The sequence below is a fragment of the Hydromonas duriensis genome (assembly GCF_004363775.1).
Classification (GTDB): Bacteria; Pseudomonadota; Gammaproteobacteria; order Burkholderiales; family Burkholderiaceae; genus Hydromonas; species Hydromonas duriensis.
Genome location: NZ_SNZE01000005.1, coordinates 46,180 through 69,647, shown reverse-complemented (window position 1 = coordinate 69,647; position 23,468 = coordinate 46,180). Strand labels below are relative to the sequence as shown.

The following is a 23,468-nucleotide window of genomic DNA, read 5'->3' as shown; positions in this document are numbered from 1 at the left end:
TATAAACAATAAAACAACGTCCGTCAATACTTTTGATAAAAAAATTCTTAAAAATTTGTGAGTCTTATAGGCCACCGTAAGAATGCAAGCCCGATAAAAAGATATTAACGCCAAGAAATGCAAACCCTGTTATTAGTAAACCAATCAATGCCCAATACGCACTAAACGTTCCTCGTAAGCCCGCTACTAAACGTAAGTGCAACCATGCTGCATAATTGAGCCAAACGACGAGCGCCCATGTTTCTTTAGGATCCCAGCTCCAATATTTACCCCAAGCATCTGCCGCCCAAAGCGCTCCGAGGATAGTCGCTATGGTAAAAAATACAAAGCCCATTGCAATTGATTTATACATGATGTCGTCCAACACTTCAAAATCAGGTAATTTGGCTGCTAAATGGCGACGCATCATCAGAATGGCACCGACAATCGTTAGACCTATCGCAAAATAGATTGCCCAGTAAGTAGAAAAATATGCCGCATTCATTCCAGTGCGAAACAGTAAGGGTTCAACAAAGAGTGCAGCCCCTAAGACCCATAAGACAATAGTAGCAATACGGGTTTTTTGAGCGTGTCGACGAACCAAATCTGCTGGTGGCACATCATTTTTATTGGTACGAAAGGCGGCGGGTAAAGCGTCGTATGGCGTGCCTACGTATTTGATTAAGTAAGCAAAGCCAACCATCGCAGCCAATGAAAATGTACCGTAGCCAATAAAATTGGCTGGCACATGAATCTTCATCCACCATGATTGTAATGCTGGAATGAGGGGTTTAATTTCATGCGCCCCACGTGCTACGCTGTACCACAGTAAAAACCCGACCGCCATGCACACCACCAGCATGACGTAAGCACCCAGCTGGGTCGTTTTGTAATGATTTTCGTAATACAAATAAAAAGCCGTGGTCAACAAAGAAAATAAAATAAAGACTTCATATAAGTTTGAAACGGGAATGTGTCCCACATCAACAGCAATCAAGTAGCTCTCATGCCAACGCACCATCAGAGCGGTGAATCCGATAATTAAAGCGGCATAAGCCAAACGCGTGGCCAACCAAGTCAGGATTGATTTATCCAAAAAAACATTAACCCAATAGGTCAGAGTTGACAAAACAAATAAAACGCTCATCCACATCACAGCAGGTTGTGATGCGAGCATATATTTCAGACCAAAAACAGTTTCGCCACGACTCAATTGCCCCTGATACAAAAGTACTGAAGATACACTCAAAAGCGCCACACAGGTAAACACAGCTTGTAGTGGTCGCCAAAACCAAGCCAAAGCAACCGTGACTAAAGCACCGCATATTAAAATAGTGACTTCATAATAATCCATCAGATGCCATGTTTTTAATGCACCGAAAGCAAACAAGCTCAAGGTGGCCAAAGCAAAAACAACATCAATCAAGTTTAACTTCTTCCACCATGCCTTTGGCATATCATCAGCAAAACGACTCAAATCAACTGGAGTGGTATGGTTTGGGTTATTCATCATTTTTCCAATACATCAAAATTAAGCATTAAGTCACACTGCGCAAGGCTTCTCGCAAGTCATTCCATGCACGATGGTAGTCAAAAGTTCGGCGTGTACTGCTCATTGCCAATATCAATTGTTGCGCCTCACCATTCGGGCGAATATGCAACCAAACACGACGCTCACGAATAAACGTCATGAATAAAGTACCTAGCACCAACATCAAAGAACCCATGTACACCCAAAATTGCCCAGGTGATTTGGTCATTTGCAACACCGATGCCTGCACTTGCTCAAAGCCTTTTAACTGTACATAAACGGGTGCGCCATAGGCAAAGGCATCAGATAAACCAACAATGGCTAAACGGGTAAATTTGCTATTTTCAGGACTATCTGGCAGTACAGATAAGCCCTGCTCTACTCGCGCAACCTGTAGCAGCTCCCACAAAGTGCCTTCCAACAAGCGGGTGACCGTCTGTGCGACTGCATCGCGCTGCCCTTCTGGCACTTTACTTTGCAAAGACTCACCCAGTTTTTGTAGGCCGCCCTGCGCAAATAAATTCATGATTTCAGTAAGACTTTTTTCAAGCTCTTCACCCTTTAAAGAATCTTCTTTTTGAGAGGCGCGCATTTTTGATGCAAATATTTTAATGGCCTTTTCACGCAACCCAGTGTTCGATAAAGCCGCACGCATGCGCATAAAATCACCCATAGTCTGTTCACTATCAGCAGGGATGCGCAAATACAAAAAATCTTTGTTTGGGTCAGAACGAACTCCGCTCAAAAACACAGTCACCCCGTCTAGGGTAATCGGCGACATGTAATTGCGAAACTCCAAAGCATTACCTGCTTTATCAAGCAGTACAAATTGCATGACAGGCCCTACATTTTTCAATGCTTTATTTTTGCTAATTGGACTCATCGCATGCGTCAAAGCACTGTCAGAATCTAAAACAGCACCCGATGCTTGCGCCAAGTCTTCAACATTAATGGGCTTAAATTCACGCCACTGAATGGTATACGGTTCACCAGCAAAATTGAATGTTTGATTGGCGTACATGGTCGCATCAATTTGAGCAGGTTGAGCCACTGTTCCGCTCATTGGATAGACCGCCAGTTGCATGCGTGAACCGCCATCATCAAAACCCGCTTGATAAACAGCGACCCCTTTATAACGCAGCGGATGATTCACCTCAATCGTCTGATTAAATGTTTCACCCGTTTGTTTGTCCTGAACCGTTACATCACTTGCGAAACGCTTCGGCATCCCAGTGCTGTAATAATCAACCACAAATCGATTAAGGCGCAGCACAAAAGGCAAGTTTTGCAATAAATAACTGTCTTGATTGTAAGTTAACGACACCACATCCGTGACCGCGCCTTCAGGAATTTTAACATCCCCCCGATAACTCATTGTGCCGATTGGTAAAACCCCATCTGGCGGGACTTGAGCAAAAGGAACTGTATTGGCTTGAGGTTTTTTTCCAAACAAATGCACTTGCGCACGGATAGACAACTCAGAATCCATTAAGCCGCCAATGCAAATCACAACAATTGCCAAATGCGTCAAAACATAACCCAAGCGACTATAGCGTCCACGCTTAGCAGCGATGTAAACGCCCTCAGCATTTTGCTGCGCACGCACTTGATAGCCTTTTTGCTTTAATACTTGCACACTATTTTTGGTCAATTCATCTAAGGTCGAGTCACTCGTCCACTCCTGATGTTCATGCAAATGTCGCAACGTATTCGTGCGAGTATGCTCTTTAAAGGTACGCATATCGCGAAGCATTTTAGGCGTATTGCGGATTAAACAAACACTGGTGGACAACAGCAAAAAAGCTAAAATAATTAAAAACCACACCTGGTTATACACATCAAAAAAACCAAGCATGTCAAACCATTTTGCCCAAAATAAACCAAACTGATCGATGTAATTCACCATCGGATCATTTTGTTTGACCAATGTACCGATGGTACTGGCAATTGCCAAAATGCTAAGCAAACTGATTGCCAAGCGCATGGAACCAAGAAAATCCCACAATCGGGCACGAATAGGCTCGACAGGACGAGTAGGTTTGGGAGTGATTTGGGGTTGAATCATTGAATATCAGCTTCAAAAAATTTGGGCGGTGAAGAATCACCGCCCAATATTATAACTGCTTACAGCATGTTAGGTTGACAACGCCCAACCCAGCACGGTTACATTTGAGAACTTATTAGCGTAAACCCGCCATATAATCCGCAACTGCCGATATTTCAGTATCGGTCATGCGTTTAGCAATATCTTGCATTGGGGCGCTGTTTTTACGCGCGTCCTCACGGAAAGCTTTTAACTGAACCGCTAAATAATCAGAGTATTGACCGCCGACACGTGGGTACTTAGCCATAATGCCAACACCCGTTGGACCGTGACAACCTGCACAAGCAGGTAAATTTTTGCTGATGATGCCACCACGGTAAATTTTCTCACCCAATTTCGACAGTGTTGGGTCATCTTGTTTGGCCACATCTGGAACCAACTTTTGCGCCGAGAACCACATCGCCAAGCTCTTCATATCGTCATTTGACAACGCTCCTACTTGTCCTGCCATGGTTGAAACCACAACTTGCCCATTGGCGGCATTGATCATATTGGCGCGTGCTGCTTCTGTTGCACCTTCAGCAGGCTTAAAGTCATGGAGTTGTTTCAATAAATATGCTTCATGCTGACCCGCCAACTTTGGCTGTAAAGGAACGGTACTATTACCATCTGCATTGTGACAAGATGCACAAACACCCGAAGCAATCGCCTTACCTCGCTCTAAGCCTACAGGCATGTTTTGAACCGATTTAATATCAAAAGCTGCGCTAGATGTCGTCACCGCTGGAGCGGCTACAACAGCGGCGGGGGCTGGAGCTGCTGGCGCAGCAGCGGGAGCCATTTTTTGTTGGGCAATAGCAACACCAGAAATAGCAGCAACAATGCCTGCAGCGGCGAGTAAATATGCGTAAGTACGTTTCATAGGTTTCCCGTTTTATCTTTTCAATACAAAGGGTGGGGTTTATTGCCTTTTGAATAACAAAGCCATCAAAAAGCCTTCACAAACTGACAATATTGTACCCTAAGACCATGTTAAAACCAAGGGTAATCCAAGTCATTTTTAAGGAAAGATGCAAAAACAAGAGCTTATTTTTGATGTGTTTTACAGGGAAGCCTAAGCTAAAAAATTAAAATAAAATATAAACAAAATCAAAACACTCACTTGGAAAGACTCATGCCTTTGATTTGAGTTTATCCAAACACAAGCTCAACTTCCCGCTACAATACGACTTACAACACCATTGCCCCATTGAAAGCACATTATGTCCATTTTGCATCACAGCACATTTTTCACCACAGTCAACCACATCAAGGATTTACCAAAAACCGCTCATCCCGAAATTGCATTTGCAGGTCGCTCGAACGCTGGAAAATCAAGTGCAATCAACGTGTTATGCAATCAAAAACGTTTGGCATTTTCAAGCAATACGCCTGGTCGCACTCAGCACATTAATTATTTTACCGTTGGTCGTAGAGGTGAAACGTTTGGCTATTTGGTTGACTTACCTGGCTATGGCTATGCCAAGACCCCAATGGATGTCAAAAATCACTGGAATGAATTACTTGGTATCTACATGCAAGAGCGCGACCAACTTAAAGGGATGGTGTTGATGTGCGACATTCGGCGCGGCTTTACTGATTTGGATGTGGAAATGATCAATTGGTTCTCACCATTGGCCAAACCTATACATGTTTTATTGACCAAGTGCGATAAGCTGTCACGCAACCAAGCCAAACAGATGCTGTTTGCGGTTGAAAAACAATTGAAAATGATGACGGGCGATTGGGGGACGGTACAACTATTTTCATCCACTGAGCGCATTGGACTTGAAGAAGCGACTGAAGTAATTGCCGCTTGGATTGAAAAACATCGTGTCCCCACCGAACAATCGAGTTTAGAATAAACACCAGCAAAGCCTCTTGAAATTTAAAGATTTCACCCCAATTGGATTCCATTGACTGATAGAAAGTAAAAACATATGGTTCCTCACCTGCGCACCACCCTCACTGGCGAATTGTCTGAAATTGAGCAAAAAATGCTCGCCAGCACGCCCATGATTGAACGCTGGTTCCGCATGGAGTGGCAAGAGCATACGCCTCCATTTTACTCATCGGTGGATTTGCGCAATGCGGGTTTTAAGCTGGCACCAGTCGATACAAATTTGTATCCTTGCGGATTTAACAATCTTGCTGAGGAGATGTACCCTCTTGCAACACAGGCCGCGATGGCGGCCGTCGAAAAATACTGCCCCGATGCAAAAAACTTGTTGATTATTCCTGAGCGACGCTCGCTTAATCCGTTTTACTTACAAAACGTCGCTAAATTATCAAAAATTTTACGATTAACAGGCTTGAATGTTCGCCTAGGCTCTTGGGCCGATGATTTAACCACCCCCTGTGAGATTAAGCTGCCCAGTGGCGAAAGTTTAACGCTCGAGCCTTTAGAGCGGAATGGTCGTCGCATTACTTTAGATGGTGGTCGCTTCGACCCGTGCACGATTTTGCTTAACAACAATTTGTCTGATGGTCAGCCAAACATTTTACAAAATATCAAAGAACAAATTCTGTTACCGCCGCTACATGCAGGCTGGACAACACGTCGTAAGTCTGTACATTTAAAAGCTTACGATGAAGTGGTTAAAAAGTTTGCTAAATTTATCGACATGGACCCTTGGTTGCTTAACCCTTTTCATGCTCAGACATCGGGGTTTGACGCGAATACAAAAGCCAATGAAGAAGAACTCACGCATCACGTTGAAGCCGTCTTCAAAAAAGTAAATAAAAAATATAAAGAGTACGGCATTAGCAATAAGCCTTTTTTAGTGATTAAAAGCAATGCCAGGGATTGTGACCATCATTTAATGACTGTTCATAGCGTTGAAGATATCAAGAAGCTAAACTTTAAACAATTTCATAAAATAGCAGATGCCAATCAGTCAATGGGCTTGGATGCTCATGAGCTGCTCATTCAAGAAGGTGTGCCCACCACTGAAACATGGGCTGAAAAAACCGCTGAACCTGTGGTGTATATGATTGACCGCTATGTGGTTGGAGGTTTTTACCGCATCAATGCTCAACGCGGTGCCAATGAAAGTCTTTATTCAAAAGACATGTCGTTTGAACCATTATCTTTTGTAAAAGAATCAGAACGCCACGCGGATGATTTAGGGACTTTACACAATCGTTTTTACCCTTACGGAGTGGTAGGACGCTTGGCGATGCTGGCGGCCTCATTGGAGCTGGAAAAAACCGACCCTAACCCTGACAATCAAATTAGCTAAAGACACACACCATGCACATTCTTTTTATCGCCGACCCTCTCGAGCAATTTAAAATTCACAAAGAAACCACTTACGCCATGATGCGTGCGGCGCAAACGCACGGTCATACCATCTGGGCATGTACGTCACACGAGCTTTTTTCAAAAGGTGAGGTCCAAACCAAAGCCACCCACATTGAACTACTGGACGAAGCCGCCCAAACCCACTGGTACAACGTGATTGAGCAAGTGACTCAACCTTTACACCAATTTGATGCGGTCATCATGCGCAAAGACCCACCGTTCGATGTCAACTATGTCACAGACACATGGTTACTCGATGCGGCCGTGCGTCAGGGCGCGAAAGTGTTTAATGCACCATCAGGCATCCGCAATCACTCCGAAAAAGTCTCTATTCTTGAATTTCCCGAGTTCACCGCGCCTACCCTCATCAGCTCCGATAAAGCCATACTCACGGCTTTTCATAACGAACACAGCGACGTCATTTTTAAACCGTTGGATGGCATGGGCGGTTCTGGCATTTTTCGCATCAGTAGCGATGGCATGAATTTAGGCAGCGTTATAGAAATGTTGACCGAAAATGGCACGCGCCCCATCATGGCTCAAAAATTCTTGCCTGCTATCACGCAGGGTGATAAACGCATTTTGCTGATTGGTGGACAAATCGTACCCTACGCCCTCGCCCGCATTCCACAACATGGCGAGGTGCGTGGCAATATGGCTGTGGGTGGAAAAGCGGTGGCTCAACCCCTAAGCGAATCGGACTGGCGCATCGCAACGGCATTGGCCCCCATCTTGTGGTCGCGTGGCATTTTGCTCACAGGATTAGACATCATTGGCGAATGCGTCACTGAAATTAATGTCACCAGCCCAACAGGATTCCAAGAGATTTTCAATCAAACAGGATTTGATGTGGCTCAATTGTTTATTGAAATGCTTGAGCATGCAGTGAAGTAAAACCCAAGATATTCAATGGGGATAACGCAATGTTCAACAATGGCAACCCATCAATTGCCTTAACTGATTCAATAACAATATAAACGAAACGGCTCCACGCGTTATAATCTCTGTTTTATAGCCACAACATCAAGGAGCCTTTATGCGTTTACGAGCACCCAACCGAAAAGCCATGACCATCCTCTTATTTGGCATGGCCTCATTGCTTCTGTGGCTGGTTTTAGAAAAAAATGATACCGACACCTCGTGGTGGTCGCTGGCGCAGAAAATCGCATTGCTCGGCATGGGTGGATTCTTAACTATTTTAGGGTTGAATTTGACGTGGAAAAGCATGCAGACACCCAATAACACAGATAAGCAATCACCCACACATCAACAGTAAACTTTGCGGGTTTATTTAGGGTGAAACCAATCTGCAAACAAATGAATACAAGCTCATTTTAAGTGGATTTTTACTTGCTTGTCATCTTTATCGCTTTAGGATTTTATGTTCAGTTACCGCCACGCTTTTCATGCAGGCAATCACGCCGATGTTCTTAAACACATGATTGTATTGCACATTTGTCAATACATGACCCAAAAGGACAAGTCCATCACCTACATTGACACCCATGCAGGCATTGGCATGTATCAACTGACCAATCCAATGGCTCAAAAAAGTGGTGAGGCAGAAACTGGGATTTTAAAGTTGATGCCTCTATGGGCCAATAAAAACGCCTTACCTAAACTGCTGCATGATTATCTCAAGCACATCACGGATTTAAATCAAAAACATGCGCATACACATGGCACCGAGGCTAAACTCTACCCTGGCTCACCCTATGTTGCCTCACAGCATTTGCGAGAAATTGACCGTTTACGGATTTTTGAGTTGCATCCAACTGATATGCGCCTACTGGATGACAACCTCACGAATATCAATTTACCTGATTCGCGTGATGATAAGCGCGTGCTCTTCAAAACCGTTGATGGTTTTGTCGGCCTCAAAGCCAATCTACCGCCGCCCTCGCGTCGCGGTTTTGTCTTGATTGATCCATCTTATGAAATCAAAGATGATTACGCCAAAGTTGCCAAAGCCATCAAAGATGCGATGACCCGTTTCCCAACGGGTACATACGCTGTTTGGTATCCCATTCTTGCCCGCCCTGAATCAGCCAACCTACCTGTTCAACTGGAGCGCATCGCCCAAGAAGCGGGTGTCAAATGGCTGCACGCCACGTTAGCGGTTGATAAAGTGTTACCAACACACGCCGCAGGCGGTTTACAGGCCTCAGGCATGTTTGTCATCAATCCACCTTGGACATTGGCTGCAGACTTACAAGCCAGCTTGCCCGTGGTTGCCAACACACTTAAGACGAGTGCTGTCGGCGGATTTGAAATATTCTCCTCAGAAAAATAAGCATTAAAAAAATCCCTGACAAGTTCAGGGATTTTTTAATGTTTGAATCTTACCCGTTTTACAGCTTAGCTCCCGTTGACTCAATAAAGTAGGTCAACGCATAATCCATGGTCGTTGCATGAATGCGCAACCATGCGGATAATTCAGTTGCCAATACATACGCAAAATGTGTTTCACCTGCCGCCACTCGCTCTCGCACCATCCGCATGACACCAATTACCTGTGCATGCTCACCAATATGACAGCCCGCAGCGGGAAAATTCAAACGCGCCATCCAGCCTTCTTCAAGGTCAAAATGGGCTTGGGTGTGAACAATGGCCTCATCTAAAATAGGCAATAAATCAGCTTCAGGCGCTTTCGCCAAACGATTGAGTAAATCTACAAACTCTTGATGCGTACCATCCAAGGTGGCATTCCCCAACACCATTTCATCATCCCAGTGCATGACATCTTTCGTCACACGCGCAGTCACTTGCGCCATCATCTGTTCACTCATGTTCATATACCTCGATTATTTTTTTGGTTAGAACCAACGATTGCGCGTTTGAGTCGATCGCGTACGGCATCCCACGCTGTTGATTCGGGCAAATCTTCGACGATGATGCGCGCATGTTTCTCCGCATCTAACTCGCGTAAGGCATGATACAACCCGCGCGCATACGCTTTCGGTTCGCTTGCCAAACGAATAACTTGCTTAAAAGCCGAATCATCAAAGCACTCTGAGAAGCATAAACATGCGGCATCGTCACATACGCTCAAAGACGCCTCGCTCGCCCAAACTAAAGGCGTAGCAGGTGCATAGTGCGCCAATAAAGTCCCAGAAACACGGGGCGCATGAGCGTCGCTCGGAAGGGTTTGCAAACCCGTGACCTCAAAAACATCATCGGGTGTAATGTGCCCGTGACGCAAGAGCACAGGCGCACCCCGCGTTAAATCAATAATTGTTGATTCAATACCAATAACAGAAGCGTCGCCATCCAGCACCCACACGGTCTCACCAAATTCATCGCGTACGTGCTGCGCTCGGGTAGGGCTCACACGCCCAAAACGATTCGCCGAAGGTGCGGCAATGCCGACATGAGGTGTATTTTTTAGATGTGACAACTCTTTTAAAACCGCTTGCGCCAAAGGATGGTCTGGACAACGCAACGCAATGGTCTGTTGACCGCCTGTGACCGCAGTGTTGATTGCGGGTGATTTGGGCAGCACCAACGTCAAAGGACCAGGCCAAAAAGCATCAATCAGCATGTCCATGAGTTCACGCATCTCTACCGTTAAACGCGAAGAGTCCAACCAATAAAAAACATCCGCATCTGTCGCAATATGAGTAATGAGCGGATGAGTCGTTGGGCGATTTTTGAGGGTAAAAATTTTTGCAACGGCGCGTGGATTTTGAGCATCAGCCGCCAAACCATACACGGTCTCGGTGGGTAAGCCTATGACTTCGCCAGCGACCAGTTTTTGTGCGGCCACAACCACATTTTGCGTCAGTGTTTTAGTCATGCACACCACCCGCCAAACCCACCAGCGCAGACATTGCTAACTCACAACGTTCGGCGGCCTTTTCTAAGGATTTCCCTAAAAAATTAACATGCCCCATTTTTCGCGCATGGCGCGGCTGTGCTTTGCCATATAAATGCAAAAAGCTGTCCACATGTGACAACACACCAAACCAATCTGGATTGCGTTGCTGACCTTGGTGATTAAACCAAACGTCGCCTAAAACATTCAACATAACCGCGGGGCTGTGCTGAAAAGTTGCCCCCAAAGGCAACCCCGCTAAAGCACGCACCTGTTGTTCAAATTGACTGGTCAAACAGGCATTTTGTGTGTAATGCCCTGAATTGTGCGGGCGCGGAGCCATCTCATTGGCCACCAATGAGCCATCTTCGAGGATGAAAAACTCTACACACAACACGCCCACATAATTCATAGACTGTGCGATTTTAGCGGCGGCATCTTGCGCACGTACAGTCAAATCCATATCCGCATTGGGTGCAGGTACGCTGGATGTATGCAACACCCCGTTGCGATGCACATTTTGTGCCAAAGCATAATGCACCACGGCGCCATCCCACGACCGAGCTAACAACGCCGAGACCTCAAATTTTAGCGGCAACCGTTTTTCCAAAACGCACTCAACTTGCTGCAAATCATTCCAAGCCGCAGCCAAGTCAGCCGCTGATTTAACCGATATTTGACCTTTACCGTCATATCCCATACGCGCCGTTTTTAAAATAGCGGGAAATAATTCATCTCGTGTTTCTGCTCTTTTCAAATCTGCTTCAGTTCGAATAACCGCATACGGTGCAACAGCCACCCCGCCCTGCTCAATGAATGTTTTTTCAACAATTCGATTTTGCGCAATCGCCACGGCATCAGCCGATGGAGCAACAGGCACGCGCTCACCTAACCAACGCAAGACATCGGCAGGGACATTTTCAAATTCTGTCGTGATGGCCTGACAGTGTTCCGCCATAAGTTCTAAAGCCGCTGGGTCATCATAAGCGGCACAAATATGATGATTCGCCAACTGAGCGGCTGGACAGTCGGCATCGGGTTCAAGCACCCATACGGCATAACCCATCGCTTGCGCAGATTGAATAAACATGCGCCCAAGTTGCCCGCCGCCGATAACGCCTAAAGTAGCCGCTGGCAAAATGGCTGTTTTGAGTTGCTGCAAAGACATAATTTTTCTGTAGGGTTAAAGTGAATTAAAGATAAAAATTGAGGCCGTCTGATTTGTAAAAGAGCAGGCAAACATCAGAAAGGCCGATACGAATGAAGCGTACCTGGAGTGCTTTCCCACTTAAACATCTGGTTGACCAAAGTCAATTCAAAGTTTTTTTGGAATGCACCATTGTCATGATAAAGCGGTAACGGTATGGATTTCAAATAATCATTGAACTGCCCCAAAGTGGGTAAATCAGGACGCAATAAACCGCGCATCAAAAATAATTGCATGACACCAACGCGCTCATGACCAAAATTATCGTGCCACATCAAATCTCGTTCGGTCCAATTGGAAATATGCCCCAAATAATACGGGTCTTTGTTCATCACCATTCCATCAGGGGTAATAATCAACACATACGCTGAGCGATAATTCAAATAATTGAGCAAATCCAATCCGACACTTTTGAACATGTGCTCAATGCAATCGCCTATCACCACCAAATCAAAATTTTTGTCAGGATGTTTCATCAAAAAATCAGTGGTAGGGATTGTAATCACCTCATCATAAATCTGCTCAAGCTGATTACGTTTGGCCCCCTCTTCGTCAATTTCAACGCCTGAAATCTTCGCCTCGGGCATGACTTGACGCACCAACTTGCCATATTTGCCACTGCCTGCCCCAATATCAAGTACAGCATTGGGTTTTAACACTGAGACAAAATGTTTAAACACCTCATCATAGGTATTCCACGAGTAATCGTCTTGTATCGTATTGAGCTCTGTCATTTATGCACTGCCATTTGTATTAAGAAAATTGGGAACAATTAACCCAGTACTACTGCATGTGTTTCATTTGCACGGCGTACTGCCTCACAACCTCATGATTGTAAAGTCATCGCCAAGGCATGTTCGTACTGCTTTACACGAAAATCTTTTAGCTTCTGCGCCAATACTGCATCATTCATCGCCAAATTCGCAATGGCATGCAATGCCGCATTCGCCGCACCAGCTTCGCCAATGGCAAACGTCGCCACGGGCACACCTTTCGGCATTTGTACAATCGAGTACAGCGAATCCTCACCTTTCAAATATTTTGAAGGTACGGGCACACCAAACACAGGCACAATGGTTTTCGCAGCCAACATTCCTGGTAAATGCGCCGCGCCGCCAGCACCTGCGATAATGGCTCGAATCCCTCGACCGTGAGCCGCATCGGCATACGTAAACATGTCATCAGGCATCCGATGCGCGGATATCACCTGAGCCTCAAAAGGAACGTCAAACACCGTCAACATATCTGTCGCATGTTTCATGATGTCCCAATCCGAAGACGAGCCCATCAACACGCCGACCACAGGTTTTACACTGTTCATCTCAAGCCTCCAAAGTTTGACCCGTGATGCGCAACAGAGCCTCACGGTATTTCGCAGCAGTCGCCTCAATCACATCTTGCGGTAAAGTCGGTGCTGGCGGTGTTTTATTCCAATCAAGCGTTTCAAGATAATCGCGTACATATTGTTTATCAAAGCTCGGAGGACTCACCCCCACTTGATACGCATCCGCTGGCCAGTAACGAGAAGAGTCCGCAGTGAGCACCTCATCCATCACATGCAACACCCCATCGTTGTCTAAACCAAATTCAAATTTGGTATCGGCAATAATGATGCCATGTACAGCGGCGTACTCGGCCGCTTTTTGGTACAACAAAAAACTCACGTCACGCATTTTTTCAGCCAACGACGCACCAATGCGCTGTTTCATGTCTTCAAAAGAAATGTTTTCATCATGCATGCCCACATCTGCTTTTGCTGCTGGCGTAAAAATCGGCTCAGGCAACTTTTCAGCCAAGCGCAACCCTTTGGGCAAGGCTATTCCGCACACATGCCCAGTGGTCTGATAATCTTTCCAGCCCGTGCCAATGATGTAACCCCGTACAACGGCTTCCACCAAAATGGGTTTCAAACGCTTCACGACCACACTTCGTCCCTTGACTTGCGGCACCTCATCGGGCGTGACCACGCTCGTTGGGTCAATGCCCGTTAAATGATTGGGAACGATGCCATCCAACTGCTCAAACCAAAAATTGGACATTTGGTTAAGCACCCGTCCTTTATCAGGAATCGGCTCACCCATAACAACATCAAAAGCGGACAAACGATCTGTTGTAATCATCAACAAATGGTCATCATCAACGATGTAAGTATCGCGAACTTTACCTTTAGCAAGCAGAGGAAGTGATGTAATGGAAGTGGCATATAAAGCTGACATTGGCGCTCTCAAAAAAAGAAGTGAGACAATCAAAACGCCCATTCTACCGTTAAACAGAACCGTTGGACAAATTTTGATAAAAATGCACAAAAAAACACCTCAAAATTGAGGTGTTTTTTAAAGTCGCCAAAATCGCAGGGCAGAAATAATATAACGAATACAAAAGCTCTTATTTCTTAAGCCATTACAGCTTGGCAAATGCCTGCCCTAGAATCTTGATACCCGCTTGAATTTTTTCCGCAGGAACGGTCACAAAAGCCAAACGTAAAGTGTTGTGCTGCGGATTGTTGGCATAAAATGGCGTGCCAGGCACATAAGCAACATTTTGTTTAATCACTTGAGCCAAAATGCGCTCAGAATCCAAACCCTCAGGCAACGTCAACCATAAAAACATGCCACCTGCTGGCTGATTCCACTTAACCCCGCTCGGCATATGATGCGATAAAGCATCTAACATGGTATGCGCTTGGTTTTTGTAACGCTCACGAATCAAAGGAATGTGCTCTTCTAAAAAACCATCCTTAACCACTTCATACACCACACGTTGTGCAATCGTTGACGTATGCAAATCCGTCGCCTGCTTGGTTTGTTCAAATTTTTGTGTAATTTCAATCGGTGCAATCAAATAGCCCAAACGCAAACCAGGCGCCAATACTTTAGAAAATGAACCCATGTGAATCACCCGCTCAGGCATGCGTGACAGCAAAGACGCAGGAGGAGCCGACTCGTACCACAATTCACCATACGGGTCATCTTCGACCACGAGTAAGTCATGTTCGCGTACTTTTTCAACCAATTTCGCACGACGCTCTTCGCTCATCATGCGACCTGTTGGATTTTGGAAGTTTGGCAAGGCATATAAAAACTTCGCGTCCTTGGCAACATCAGCCGTAATCGCATCAGCATTTAAACCATTCTCATCCGAATCGATTGAAACATAATTCGGCTGAAACATCGAAAAAGCCTGCAAAGCCCCTAAGTAAGTTGGGGTTTCGACCAAAACCTTATCGCCCGTATCAATAAAAACTTTAGCAATCAAATCAAGTGCTTGCTGAGAACCTGAAACGATGATGACCTGCTCGGGCACAATGTTCGCGCCACCGCTACTCATTCGTTTCGCCACCCATTCGCGAAGCGGCGCGTAACCATCGGTCGTGGAATACTGCAATGCGGCTTGCGGCTCTTTCGACAATACGGCATCAAATGCAGCCTTCATCTGCGCCACGGGAAAGCTCTCTGGCGCGGGTAAGCCACCTGCAAACGAAATCACGTCAGGATTAGCCGTGACTTTAAGAATTTCACGAATGGCAGAGCTTTTTAATTGATGAGCGCGTGTAGAAAATAATTTTTCGCATTGCATAGCAACCTCGAGGTTTAGTAATTTACAAATCTATTTTTGGTGTAACTTTGATATAACACGAATCTACTATACGCCAAAAAAACAATACAGTACCGATACAGTTAAACAAACAGCACACAAACCGTATCAGTGCACTTAACCAGCCAATTGACCAGTGCGCCTGCATTGTAAGTTATTTTGAAGCAGGCAACTCGATTTAATAAAGGCTCGGTTACAAGCCATCAGGCTAAGTGCCTTCACTATCTGGCATATTTTGCACAGGCAAATCGCCCAAGGCCAATACGCTCGTGCTTTGTTCGTCATTCAGTTGCTCAACCCCCGTCAAAGCCCTGTTCATTGCGCGTGTGCGCACTTGAGCGGCATCAATGTTTTTAGCGGCTTTTTCAAGCGTATCGCGGGTTTTAGCAAGGACATCGCCAAACTTGCCAAATTCTGTTTTAACGGCTCCCAAAACTTGCCACACGTCAGAAGCGCGTTTTTCCATCGCTAATGTTCTGAAACCCATGTGCAAGCTATTCAAAATCGCCATCAATGTCGTTGGCCCCGCAATCACCACACGATGCTCGCGTTGCAATACATCGAGCAAACCTGCTTGGCGTGCCACTTCCGCATATAACCCCTCAGTCGGCAGAAAGAGAATTGCAAAATCAGTGGTGTGTGGCGGTGAAACGTACTTTTCAGCAATTGTTTTCGCTTCATTGCGAATCACCTTAACCAACTCCACCCTTGCCAACTCAACGCCTTCCGCATCTGCGGCATCTTGCGCATCCTGCATGCGCTCATATTGCTCTTTCGGAAATTTTGCATCAATCGGCAACCACACCACCTCACCTTCGGTTCGGCCAGGCAATTTCAACGCGAACTCAACCCGCGCTTGACTTTCAGGTACGGTGGCAACATTGGCCGCGTATTGTTCAGGCGTAAAAATTTGTTCTAATAAATTCGCTAACTGCATCTCCCCCCAAGTGCCTCGGGTTTTGACATTGGTCAATACGCGCTTTAAATCACCCACACCACTGGCGAGGGTTTGCATCTCGCCTAAACCTTTATGAACTTGCTCGAGACGCTCGGACACCAACTTGAATGATTCGCCCAATCGCGCCTCTAAAGTCGCATGTAATTTTTCGTCCACGGTTTGGCGCATTTGCTCAAGTTTGGCTTCGTTCTTTTGTTCAATGCTGCTTAAACGATGCTCGATATTTTCACGCATCTGGCTCAAACGACGCTCGGTGGTGTCATTGAGCAATTGCAATTGTTGCATGAGCTGGCTGGTGGTCGCATTGAGCTGCTGAACCAAAGTTTCACGCGAACTGGCACTTTCACTGCTTTGATTTTCACGCACTTCTTTGAGTTGCGTATTGAGCAAAGTTTGTACTTGAAACAGTGATTGCCCCAACTCATCCCGCTGCTGATGTGCCAATTGTCCTGCGAACTCACGAGCTTTCTCGCCGTGGCTATTGTACAGTTGATGGGTGTGCTCAAACGAATCGTCCATCTCTTGTAAAATTTTTATGGTCGTGTTTTGAGCCTGACTCAAGCGCTGCCACAACAACAAGACCATAACAAACAATAAGAACAAAGCCATCAACGCAATGTATAGCAGCACAGTCAAATTAGTCACAGCCACCTCCTCCGTCGCCACAATCTCCACCATCACTGCAAGCATCATTGCTATCGGTACTTGCACTGGTGTCAATAGAGCTATTTGATGTTTGACTCCCTGTTTGGCTCCCTTTCTTTTGGCTTGAACTGAATGCACTGGAGAGTACACAGAACAGCAAAAAAACAATAAATACCGTCAATACAGCTGTCATACACCACCACCTTGCCCTGCTATGCCATACTGCGAAAGAATCTGCTGCAACTTGTCTTTCACCTTAGACGTAACACCCAATTGAGGCATCTGTGCTTCACCTTCAACAGCATCGGGCTGATTGCGCATCCATTCAGCCGTGTTATAAAACGATTCAAGCAAACGCTCATAAAGTTCTTCGGGGACATGAATTTCGCGCATCGCTTGCGCCATGCAAGCCACCCATTGATTGCGCTCGAGCACTCCAATTTTGAATGGCAAATGGCGTTGACGTAAACGTGGATGACCATGTTTCTCAATGTACAAAGCAGGACCGCCCAGCCACCCCGTTAAAAACAAATACAATTTCTCTCGCGCATCGTCCAAACCAATCGCATGCGTTGTACGTAAAGCCGAAAATTTTGGCTCTAAATCCATTAAATCATAAAAACGGGTCACCAACTCGCGCACGCGCGGTTCGCCACCAAGCCATTCGTAGGCGGTTTCATAAGGGACTGTTTGTGAATGTGAAGGCATGATGTGACTTTAGAATCGTTGTTTATAGTTGGAGTGCTTGGAATAGTCCAACATGATAGCAAATATTTGCCGCTAGCTCGATACGTGCATGAACCATTTGTAAAAACCACTTTAACTCACATGAAAAACACAACTCACAATCGTGATTGACTCGTCTGGTTTAATCATAAAAAAAACAGCCAAAAATGGCTGTTTTTTTGCTGTTTTTTAATTCTTGAGTTAAAAAATCTAAGCAGCAACTGGCTGTGGCGCACGACGCTTAACCACCTCTAACAAACCAGATGCGGCATCTTCCAAATAATCAACAACCAAATTAAAAGCATATTGCTCTTGATAATAAGGATCGGGCACTTCTGCATCATCAGAGTTTTGTGCGTAGCGCATAACCAGTTCAATTTTATGCCGATGCGCCAAAGGTGCCATGTTTTGCAACTCACGTAGATTCTGCCAATCCATTGCCAAAATCATATCGAAGTTTTCAAAATCGTCCGGTTGAACTTGCCGTGCGGTTTGCCCCATCAAACTATAGCCCCTAAAAGCGGCCGCATGTTGACTGCGCGAATCAGGTTTTTGGCCTGCATGATAGGCATGCGTACCTGCAGAATCAACTTGAATTGAATCGCTCAAACCTGCTTGCTCAATTTTTTTTGTAAATACGGCTTGCGCAACAGGTGAACGGCATATATTGCCCATACACACAAACAAGACTCGCGTTTTTGATAACTGATGTCTTGGCATTTCGACCCCCATCTGATAACCTCCGTTATTTTATCGACAGAAAAATCAACGACTGCTTCATTTTATCATGTAAAGCAAATATTGACAAAATATTTATCCTCAATAGGTATGCCGAAATAAAGATTAATCAATCGTAGAACTTAAATCTCTTTTAGAGCACACCAAATAGCTTGGATTTAATCTGATGCAAGATGTCTCGTGTTTTTGCTGCCTGCTCAAACTCCAAATTCTTAGCTAAATCAAGCATTTGTTTTTCAAGCTTAACTATTTCTTTAGCCAATTGAGCTTCTGACATGGCGCTATAATGCGGTTCTGTTTGGTTTGGTTGACGAGTTTTATCAATTTTTTTCTTGCCATCGTTATAGACGCCGTCGATGATGTCTTTGATTCGCTTATTCACTCCTTTGGGTGTAATGCCATTTTCTAAGTTGAATGTGAGCTGCTTTGTGCGACGACGTTCGGTTTCGCCCATCGCTCGCTTCATCGAATCGGTTATTTTGTCGGCATATAAAATAGCTTGACCATTCAAGTTACGCGCTGCTCGACCGATGGTTTGAATCAAAGAACGCTCTGAGCGTAGAAAACCCTCTTTGTCGGCGTCTAAAATAGCCACCAACGAGACTTCTGGGATATCTAAACCTTCGCGCAGCAAGTTAATTCCAACCAGTACGTCAAACTCCCCTAAACGCAAATCGCGAATAATTTCGACACGCTCAACGGTGTCAATATCCGAGTGCAAGTAGCGTACACGGACACCATTTTCATCGAGGAAGTCGGTTAAATCCTCAGACATGCGTTTGGTTAAAGTGGTAATCAATACCCGCTCATTTTTAGCTGCACGAATACGAATTTCATTCAAGACATCGTCCACTTGGGTCGTTGCAGGTCGAACTTCAATAACAGGATCAACCAAGCCTGTTGGTCGCACCACTTGTTCAGCGACGGCATCTGACTTTTCACGTTCATAATCACCAGGTGTGGCGGACACGAATATTGTTTGGCGCATTTTGCTTTCAAACTCTTCAAATTTGAGCGGCCGATTATCTAAAGCGCATGGCAAGCGAAAACCATAATCCACTAAGTTTTCTTTGCGTGAACGATCGCCTTTATACATTGCCCCCAGCTGACCCGACAACACATGCGACTCATCCAAAAACATCACCGCATCTTTGGGTAAATAGTCAATCAAGGTGGATGGTGGTGCGCCAACAGGCGAACCTGAAATATGTCGTGAATAATTTTCAATGCCTTTACAAAAGCCAATTTGTGACAGCATTTCAAGGTCAAATCGCGTGCGTTCTTCAAGGCGCTGCGCTTCCACCAAACGCCCTTCTTTGTGAAAAAAAGCCAATCGGTCACGCAGCTCGTCTTTAATGGCTTCTACCGCTCTGAGCACGGTTGCTCGGGGCGTAACGTAGTGCGAAGCAGGATAGACAGTAAACCGCGGTAATTTTTGTACAATCTTTCCCGTCAACGGGTCAAACAGTTGCAAGGTTTCGACTTCGTCATCGAATAGTTCGACTCGAACCGCGTAATCGGCATTTTCTGCTGGAAAAATATCAATCGTATCGCCACGCACACGAAAAGTACCACGCGCAAAATCCAATTCATTTCGGTTATATTGCATCGTGGCCAGCTGCTTAATCACATCACGCTGCGCCATCTTATCCCCCTGACGCAGCACCATAATCATTTGATGATACTCGCTCGGATTACCGATACCATAGATACACGACACCGTACCCACAATCACCACATCACGCCGCTCCAACAGGCTTTTGGTCGCAGACAAACGCATTTGCTCAATATGCTCATTAATCGCCGAATCTTTTTCGATAAATAAATCACGCGCGGGGACATACGCTTCGGGCTGGTAGTAATCATAATAAGAAACAAAATATTCAACCGCATTGTTCGGAAAAAACTCGCGGAACTCGCTGTATAGCTGAGCCGCCAACGTTTTATTTGGGGCGAGTATTAAGGCAGGCCGCCCCGTACGCGCAATCACATTCGCCATCGTAAAGGTTTTACCCGAGCCCGTTACCCCCAATAAAGTCTGAAAACTTAAACCATCATTAATGCCATCAACAAGGGCGGCTATTGCAGTTGGTTGGTCACCTGCTGGCTCAAATGGCAAATGCAATTCATAAGGCGAGTTGGGAAAAGTAATGGAGCTCATAGCGGCTTTCTGGTGTTTTTTGGCAAAGCGCATTTTAACATAGGCCTTAAAAAAGCCGCATCAAGCGGCTTTTTTAATAAATTACGGTGGTTAAATTTACAGCTTCTTAGACGCATTATTAGACACATCCGCGGTTTTTAACATGCGTTCATAAGCCTCATGCATTTGCTTCATATACTCGATTGCCTGCTCATAATGTGCATTTTGTACCGCCATCAACTTTTCAAACTCCGCCTCAGAAGCCAAAGGAAACATGAAACGATACAATTTTTGATGAACCAACCAAGACGCATGCGCAAACTCAGCCGCGCGATGCGCCTGCTCATACAACGACTTCGCCATATCGATTTGCATTTGAGTCAACATTTCATTCTCCTTATATCAATATTTTTACAAATATTTTCAATTAACCGCACAAAAATACGCGCTTCACCAGCCTCACCATCCTCTTTAAAATAATACGCTCATATCACAACAAATTCATATTAATTCACATTGACATGACCATAGGGGCAATGACGACAGCCATTACCGCAACACGTTCCGCGCTTAAGGTGATGCCACCGAGAAAAAATCAACAAACCCTCATCAACCGTGTAATCCAAACCCTCAATAAGAGGCAAGTCTCGGCACTGCTGTGCAACACTCGGTGACTCGGTATGAACTTCTACCGTATCAATTTGCTCCGCAATCACCTTTTGCGTCAACTGCAACAAACAATTTGGGCAAAGACAATCGGCTTGCGCCCTCGGCAAAAGCCCGCTCAAAACAGGTGGAAAATCCATGCACCAACAACCCGCCGCCGCTTCGCAACTGAAATTGGTCGAGCACTGCTCACATATTTTAGACATTCTATTCCCTTATCCGTCTTGAACATTTATTTTTTGGTTAAATTTTTTTGAACTGATACAACTCTGGTCAAAAAAGATTAATGAAAACTATGAAACTATTGATTTCAGCATGCCTGAATTAATTGAGCAGATCAATACCAACCTATCCGTTTAGAATCAATTATTACTTAAGCACACACAGCCTCCTGGAAGCCTTTAGATATTAATGTTGATCGCAAATTATTTAAAGATTTTTCAGGTACTCCCAGCCAGAAGAGATACCGAGCCCGTGTAACCGCAACATAGCCGATGCGACCATTTTCAGTATCCAACCCATTTAATAAATCCGTGATATTTTTACTTGTAGCAAGATATAGTACAGAATCTAGGCTTTCACCTTTTACCTGATGCACGGTGTCGACCCGTAATATAATATTCTTCTCAATCTCGGCTTCAATCACCAACGGCGAATTTGGTAACTCTCTTACTGTTAGTTTGTTGCCTAGCCTATCAACAATTTTTAATCCAAACTTTAATTGGAGCGACGAAAGTAATACTTTCACTCTCTCCAACAATAGAGGGTGCCATTCTGTATCAGCTATCAGAGATGTGGATGGCAAGCCTAAATCTGGGTTACGAATAAAACTCCATATCTCATGGCGTAATGATCTAAACTCAGGATGAGTAATCACTACTGTTATGTTCTTTGGAGGATCAATCAACAATTTAGAAATACATGAAGCCACAATTTTAAATGCATTCAAATAATCCTGATGTTTATCGCGGAGGATTGCGGCCTTAACAAAACCTTTTACTAGGCCAAAACCGACAGGTGTATTTTCACCTGTCAATGTATTCACCAAGTCACTATTTCGACAAACTACAGCGGAACTTTTAAGATTGAGATTAGCTGCTATTACGGTTTCCTGAAATGCTGTAATAAGTTGCTCTTTCATGGAATCTTTATAAGAAATGAAAAATGCTCCATGTAATGGAAGATGAGACTTCATTTCAGCGGTATCGGTACGACCAGACAAATTATTTGCCAATGTTACAATGCTTGAAATAGATCGGTAATTGCGTGTTAACTGGTAACTTCTGACATCTGCTCGCAGCCCATACTGCATTAAGAACTTCCCATCTGCGTCCGCAAACTCATAAATACCTTGATTTGGGTCACCAATCAAAGTAATTTGAGAACCTGCTGAAATCAATTGTTCTAGAATAGCCTGATGGAGTACTCCAATATCCTGTGACTCATCAATCAGGATTTGTGGGTAGCGAAGAGCTAACGCCCGTAATAGATTTGGTTGCTCGCTTAATACGCGATAACACCAATATCGACCAAGATTATGGGTGTACGCACCTATTTCCCCTAAACGATTGACGAGATTTAATGCATACGTCGTGTCAAGTTCAATTGCTTGGTTGTTGTAGGTGGTGTAATAAAAATAGACATTACCATCCCGAAATCCAACCTTCATTTTCGAAATATCAAGTGGGTGAGTATTTGTTCTAAAAGTGAAACCTTTCAAGAAAGTTTCTCCACCTGCCACCAGAAAAGCAGGCTGCGTTGCCCCCATAGTGCGATGAGCATGAGGGCTCAAAATATTGCTGGTTATGAACCCATCCAGCGTACCAATCTCAATACGATTTTGGTTAATGCAAGCAGGCTGACTTTGTACAAGTATTCTATAACTTTCTCGAAAAGTATCCACAGCTATATTTGAGAACGATAATAGCGCAACTCGACCTCTGTGATCACCCATGAGCCTTCTCATCTCAACTAGCCTGTGAACTGCCGTACGTGTCTTACCACTACCAGCACAGGCAATCACAGACAACGATTCAAGCGGTGCTTTGACAATAGCCTCTTGTTCAGCAGATAAGTCACTCAT

The 23,468-nt window shown here is 44.9% G+C and carries 22 protein-coding genes and 1 pseudogene; 5 read left to right on the top strand and 18 right to left on the bottom strand.

What is annotated here, in order from left to right; translation table 11 throughout:
• Nucleotides 1–64: 64 nt before the first annotated feature.
• The 3 genes from ccsB to DFR44_RS03550 form a co-directional block, all read right to left on the bottom strand.
• Nucleotides 65–1,489 (bottom strand): c-type cytochrome biogenesis protein CcsB, encoded by a 1,425-nt coding sequence (gene ccsB / locus DFR44_RS03560; protein ID WP_246012038.1) that lies wholly within the window; start codon nt 1,487–1,489, stop codon nt 65–67.
• Between the two features lie 28 nt (nt 1,490–1,517).
• Nucleotides 1,518–3,575: a cytochrome c biogenesis protein ResB gene (locus tag DFR44_RS03555; RefSeq protein WP_133619339.1), complete on the bottom strand. Its 2,058-nt coding sequence runs from the start codon at nt 3,573–3,575 to the stop codon at nt 1,518–1,520.
• Nucleotides 3,576–3,690: 115 nt separating this feature from the next.
• Nucleotides 3,691–4,476, bottom strand: coding sequence for a c-type cytochrome (locus tag DFR44_RS03550; protein ID WP_133619338.1), 786 nt, complete (start codon nt 4,474–4,476; stop codon nt 3,691–3,693).
• Nucleotides 4,477–4,816: 340 nt separating this feature from the next.
• On the opposite strand from DFR44_RS03550, the gene yihA reads away from it, so the two are divergent.
• The 5 genes from yihA (at nt 4,817) to DFR44_RS03525 (ending at nt 9,190) form a co-directional block, all read left to right on the top strand.
• On the top strand, nt 4,817–5,458 hold the full coding sequence (yihA, locus tag DFR44_RS03545) for a ribosome biogenesis GTP-binding protein YihA/YsxC (RefSeq protein WP_133619337.1): 642 nt from the start codon (nt 4,817–4,819) through the stop codon (nt 5,456–5,458).
• A 75-nt stretch (nt 5,459–5,533) separates the two neighbouring features.
• Nucleotides 5,534–6,835 (top strand): glutamate--cysteine ligase, encoded by a 1,302-nt coding sequence (gshA, locus tag DFR44_RS03540; RefSeq protein ID WP_133619336.1) that lies wholly within the window; start codon nt 5,534–5,536, stop codon nt 6,833–6,835.
• A gap of 11 nt (nt 6,836–6,846) precedes the next feature.
• On the top strand, nt 6,847–7,791 hold the full coding sequence (gene gshB, locus DFR44_RS03535; protein ID WP_133619335.1) for a glutathione synthase: 945 nt from the start codon (nt 6,847–6,849) through the stop codon (nt 7,789–7,791).
• A 142-nt stretch (nt 7,792–7,933) separates the two neighbouring features.
• The gene (locus DFR44_RS03530) at nt 7,934–8,173 is read left to right on the top strand and encodes a hypothetical protein (protein WP_133619334.1); all 240 of its coding nucleotides are present in this window, start codon (nt 7,934–7,936) and stop codon (nt 8,171–8,173) included.
• A 105-nt stretch (nt 8,174–8,278) separates the two neighbouring features.
• Nucleotides 8,279–9,190 (top strand): 23S rRNA (adenine(2030)-N(6))-methyltransferase RlmJ, encoded by a 912-nt coding sequence (locus DFR44_RS03525; RefSeq protein WP_133619333.1) that lies wholly within the window; start codon nt 8,279–8,281, stop codon nt 9,188–9,190.
• A 58-nt stretch (nt 9,191–9,248) separates the two neighbouring features.
• Here DFR44_RS03525 and DFR44_RS03520 read toward each other — a convergent pair whose 3' ends face one another.
• The 15 genes and pseudogenes from DFR44_RS03520 to DFR44_RS03455 form a co-directional block, all read right to left on the bottom strand.
• Complete coding sequence (locus DFR44_RS03520; protein ID WP_162845141.1) at nt 9,249–9,686, bottom strand: hemerythrin domain-containing protein; 438 nt, start codon at nt 9,684–9,686, stop codon at nt 9,249–9,251.
• Nucleotides 9,687–9,688: 2 nt separating this feature from the next.
• Nucleotides 9,689–10,693, bottom strand: coding sequence for an L-threonylcarbamoyladenylate synthase (locus DFR44_RS03515; protein WP_133619331.1), 1,005 nt, complete (start codon nt 10,691–10,693; stop codon nt 9,689–9,691).
• On the bottom strand, nt 10,686–11,879 hold the full coding sequence (locus tag DFR44_RS03510; protein ID WP_133619330.1) for a 5-(carboxyamino)imidazole ribonucleotide synthase: 1,194 nt from the start codon (nt 11,877–11,879) through the stop codon (nt 10,686–10,688). Before DFR44_RS03510 ends, DFR44_RS03515 begins: the two co-directional genes overlap by 8 nt.
• 74 nt (nt 11,880–11,953) lie before the next feature.
• A complete protein-coding gene (locus DFR44_RS03505) occupies nt 11,954–12,652 on the bottom strand; it encodes a methyltransferase domain-containing protein (RefSeq protein WP_133619329.1) in 699 nt (232 codons plus the stop codon).
• A gap of 92 nt (nt 12,653–12,744) precedes the next feature.
• On the bottom strand, nt 12,745–13,239 hold the full coding sequence (gene purE, locus DFR44_RS03500) for a 5-(carboxyamino)imidazole ribonucleotide mutase (RefSeq protein ID WP_133619328.1): 495 nt from the start codon (nt 13,237–13,239) through the stop codon (nt 12,745–12,747).
• Between the two features lies 1 nt (nt 13,240).
• Nucleotides 13,241–14,134, bottom strand: a complete 894-nt coding sequence (locus DFR44_RS03495) for a phosphoribosylaminoimidazolesuccinocarboxamide synthase (protein WP_133619327.1) — start codon at nt 14,132–14,134, stop codon at nt 13,241–13,243.
• 184 nt (nt 14,135–14,318) lie between these two features.
• Nucleotides 14,319–15,494: an aminotransferase-like domain-containing protein gene (locus DFR44_RS03490; RefSeq protein ID WP_133619326.1), complete on the bottom strand. Its 1,176-nt coding sequence runs from the start codon at nt 15,492–15,494 to the stop codon at nt 14,319–14,321.
• A gap of 226 nt (nt 15,495–15,720) precedes the next feature.
• Nucleotides 15,721–17,106, bottom strand: coding sequence for a DNA recombination protein RmuC (locus DFR44_RS03485; protein ID WP_425459558.1), 1,386 nt, complete (start codon nt 17,104–17,106; stop codon nt 15,721–15,723).
• A 1-nt stretch (nt 17,107) separates the two neighbouring features.
• Nucleotides 17,108–17,308: a hypothetical protein gene (locus tag DFR44_RS11835; RefSeq protein ID WP_484132378.1), complete on the bottom strand. Its 201-nt coding sequence runs from the start codon at nt 17,306–17,308 to the stop codon at nt 17,108–17,110.
• Between the two features lie 116 nt (nt 17,309–17,424).
• Nucleotides 17,425–17,823: pseudogene (locus DFR44_RS03480) on the bottom strand (group II truncated hemoglobin); the annotation flags it as partial.
• A gap of 228 nt (nt 17,824–18,051) precedes the next feature.
• Nucleotides 18,052–18,561, bottom strand: coding sequence for a low molecular weight protein-tyrosine-phosphatase (locus DFR44_RS03475; protein WP_133619324.1), 510 nt, complete (start codon nt 18,559–18,561; stop codon nt 18,052–18,054).
• A gap of 151 nt (nt 18,562–18,712) precedes the next feature.
• The gene (gene uvrB, locus DFR44_RS03470; protein ID WP_133619323.1) at nt 18,713–20,740 is read right to left on the bottom strand and encodes an excinuclease ABC subunit UvrB; all 2,028 of its coding nucleotides are present in this window, start codon (nt 20,738–20,740) and stop codon (nt 18,713–18,715) included.
• Nucleotides 20,741–20,836: 96 nt separating this feature from the next.
• Nucleotides 20,837–21,106 carry a hypothetical protein gene (locus DFR44_RS03465; RefSeq protein ID WP_133619322.1) on the bottom strand — a complete coding sequence of 90 codons (270 nt, stop codon included), beginning with the start codon at nt 21,104–21,106 and terminating at the stop codon, nt 20,837–20,839.
• Nucleotides 21,107–21,225: 119 nt separating this feature from the next.
• On the bottom strand, nt 21,226–21,591 hold the full coding sequence (locus tag DFR44_RS03460) for a DUF5522 domain-containing protein (RefSeq protein WP_133619321.1): 366 nt from the start codon (nt 21,589–21,591) through the stop codon (nt 21,226–21,228).
• Between the two features lie 167 nt (nt 21,592–21,758).
• Nucleotides 21,759–23,468, bottom strand: a complete 1,710-nt coding sequence (locus tag DFR44_RS03455; RefSeq protein ID WP_133619320.1) for a UvrD-helicase domain-containing protein — start codon at nt 23,466–23,468, stop codon at nt 21,759–21,761.

What these genes read in the sequence shown, in the direction of transcription:
- DFR44_RS03455 (WP_133619320.1), bottom strand. Translation starts at nt 23,468, where the DNA reads ATGAGTGACTTATCTGCTGAACAAGAGGCTATTGTCAAAGCACCGCTT.
- DFR44_RS03510 (WP_133619330.1), bottom strand. Translation starts at nt 11,879, where the DNA reads ATGTCTTTGCAGCAACTCAAAACAGCCATTTTGCCAGCGGCTACTTTA.
- uvrB (WP_133619323.1), bottom strand. Translation starts at nt 20,740, where the DNA reads ATGAGCTCCATTACTTTTCCCAACTCGCCTTATGAATTGCATTTGCCA.
- purE (WP_133619328.1), bottom strand. Translation starts at nt 13,239, where the DNA reads ATGAACAGTGTAAAACCTGTGGTCGGCGTGTTGATGGGCTCGTCTTCG.
- DFR44_RS03475 (WP_133619324.1), bottom strand. Translation starts at nt 18,561, where the DNA reads ATGCCAAGACATCAGTTATCAAAAACGCGAGTCTTGTTTGTGTGTATG.
- yihA (WP_133619337.1), top strand. Translation starts at nt 4,817, where the DNA reads ATGTCCATTTTGCATCACAGCACATTTTTCACCACAGTCAACCACATC.
- DFR44_RS03465 (WP_133619322.1), bottom strand. Translation starts at nt 21,106, where the DNA reads ATGTTGACTCAAATGCAAATCGATATGGCGAAGTCGTTGTATGAGCAG.
- DFR44_RS03495 (WP_133619327.1), bottom strand. Translation starts at nt 14,134, where the DNA reads ATGTCAGCTTTATATGCCACTTCCATTACATCACTTCCTCTGCTTGCT.
- DFR44_RS03490 (WP_133619326.1), bottom strand. Translation starts at nt 15,494, where the DNA reads ATGCAATGCGAAAAATTATTTTCTACACGCGCTCATCAATTAAAAAGC.
- DFR44_RS03550 (WP_133619338.1), bottom strand. Translation starts at nt 4,476, where the DNA reads ATGAAACGTACTTACGCATATTTACTCGCCGCTGCAGGCATTGTTGCT.
- DFR44_RS03520 (WP_162845141.1), bottom strand. Translation starts at nt 9,686, where the DNA reads ATGAGTGAACAGATGATGGCGCAAGTGACTGCGCGTGTGACGAAAGAT.
- DFR44_RS03505 (WP_133619329.1), bottom strand. Translation starts at nt 12,652, where the DNA reads ATGACAGAGCTCAATACGATACAAGACGATTACTCGTGGAATACCTAT.
- gshA (WP_133619336.1), top strand. Translation starts at nt 5,534, where the DNA reads ATGGTTCCTCACCTGCGCACCACCCTCACTGGCGAATTGTCTGAAATT.
- gshB (WP_133619335.1), top strand. Translation starts at nt 6,847, where the DNA reads ATGCACATTCTTTTTATCGCCGACCCTCTCGAGCAATTTAAAATTCAC.
- ccsB (WP_246012038.1), bottom strand. Translation starts at nt 1,489, where the DNA reads ATGAATAACCCAAACCATACCACTCCAGTTGATTTGAGTCGTTTTGCT.
- DFR44_RS11835 (WP_484132378.1), bottom strand. Translation starts at nt 17,308, where the DNA reads ATGACAGCTGTATTGACGGTATTTATTGTTTTTTTGCTGTTCTGTGTA.
- DFR44_RS03460 (WP_133619321.1), bottom strand. Translation starts at nt 21,591, where the DNA reads ATGTCTAAAATATGTGAGCAGTGCTCGACCAATTTCAGTTGCGAAGCG.
- DFR44_RS03515 (WP_133619331.1), bottom strand. Translation starts at nt 10,693, where the DNA reads ATGACTAAAACACTGACGCAAAATGTGGTTGTGGCCGCACAAAAACTG.
- DFR44_RS03525 (WP_133619333.1), top strand. Translation starts at nt 8,279, where the DNA reads ATGTTCAGTTACCGCCACGCTTTTCATGCAGGCAATCACGCCGATGTT.
- DFR44_RS03555 (WP_133619339.1), bottom strand. Translation starts at nt 3,575, where the DNA reads ATGATTCAACCCCAAATCACTCCCAAACCTACTCGTCCTGTCGAGCCT.
- DFR44_RS03530 (WP_133619334.1), top strand. Translation starts at nt 7,934, where the DNA reads ATGCGTTTACGAGCACCCAACCGAAAAGCCATGACCATCCTCTTATTT.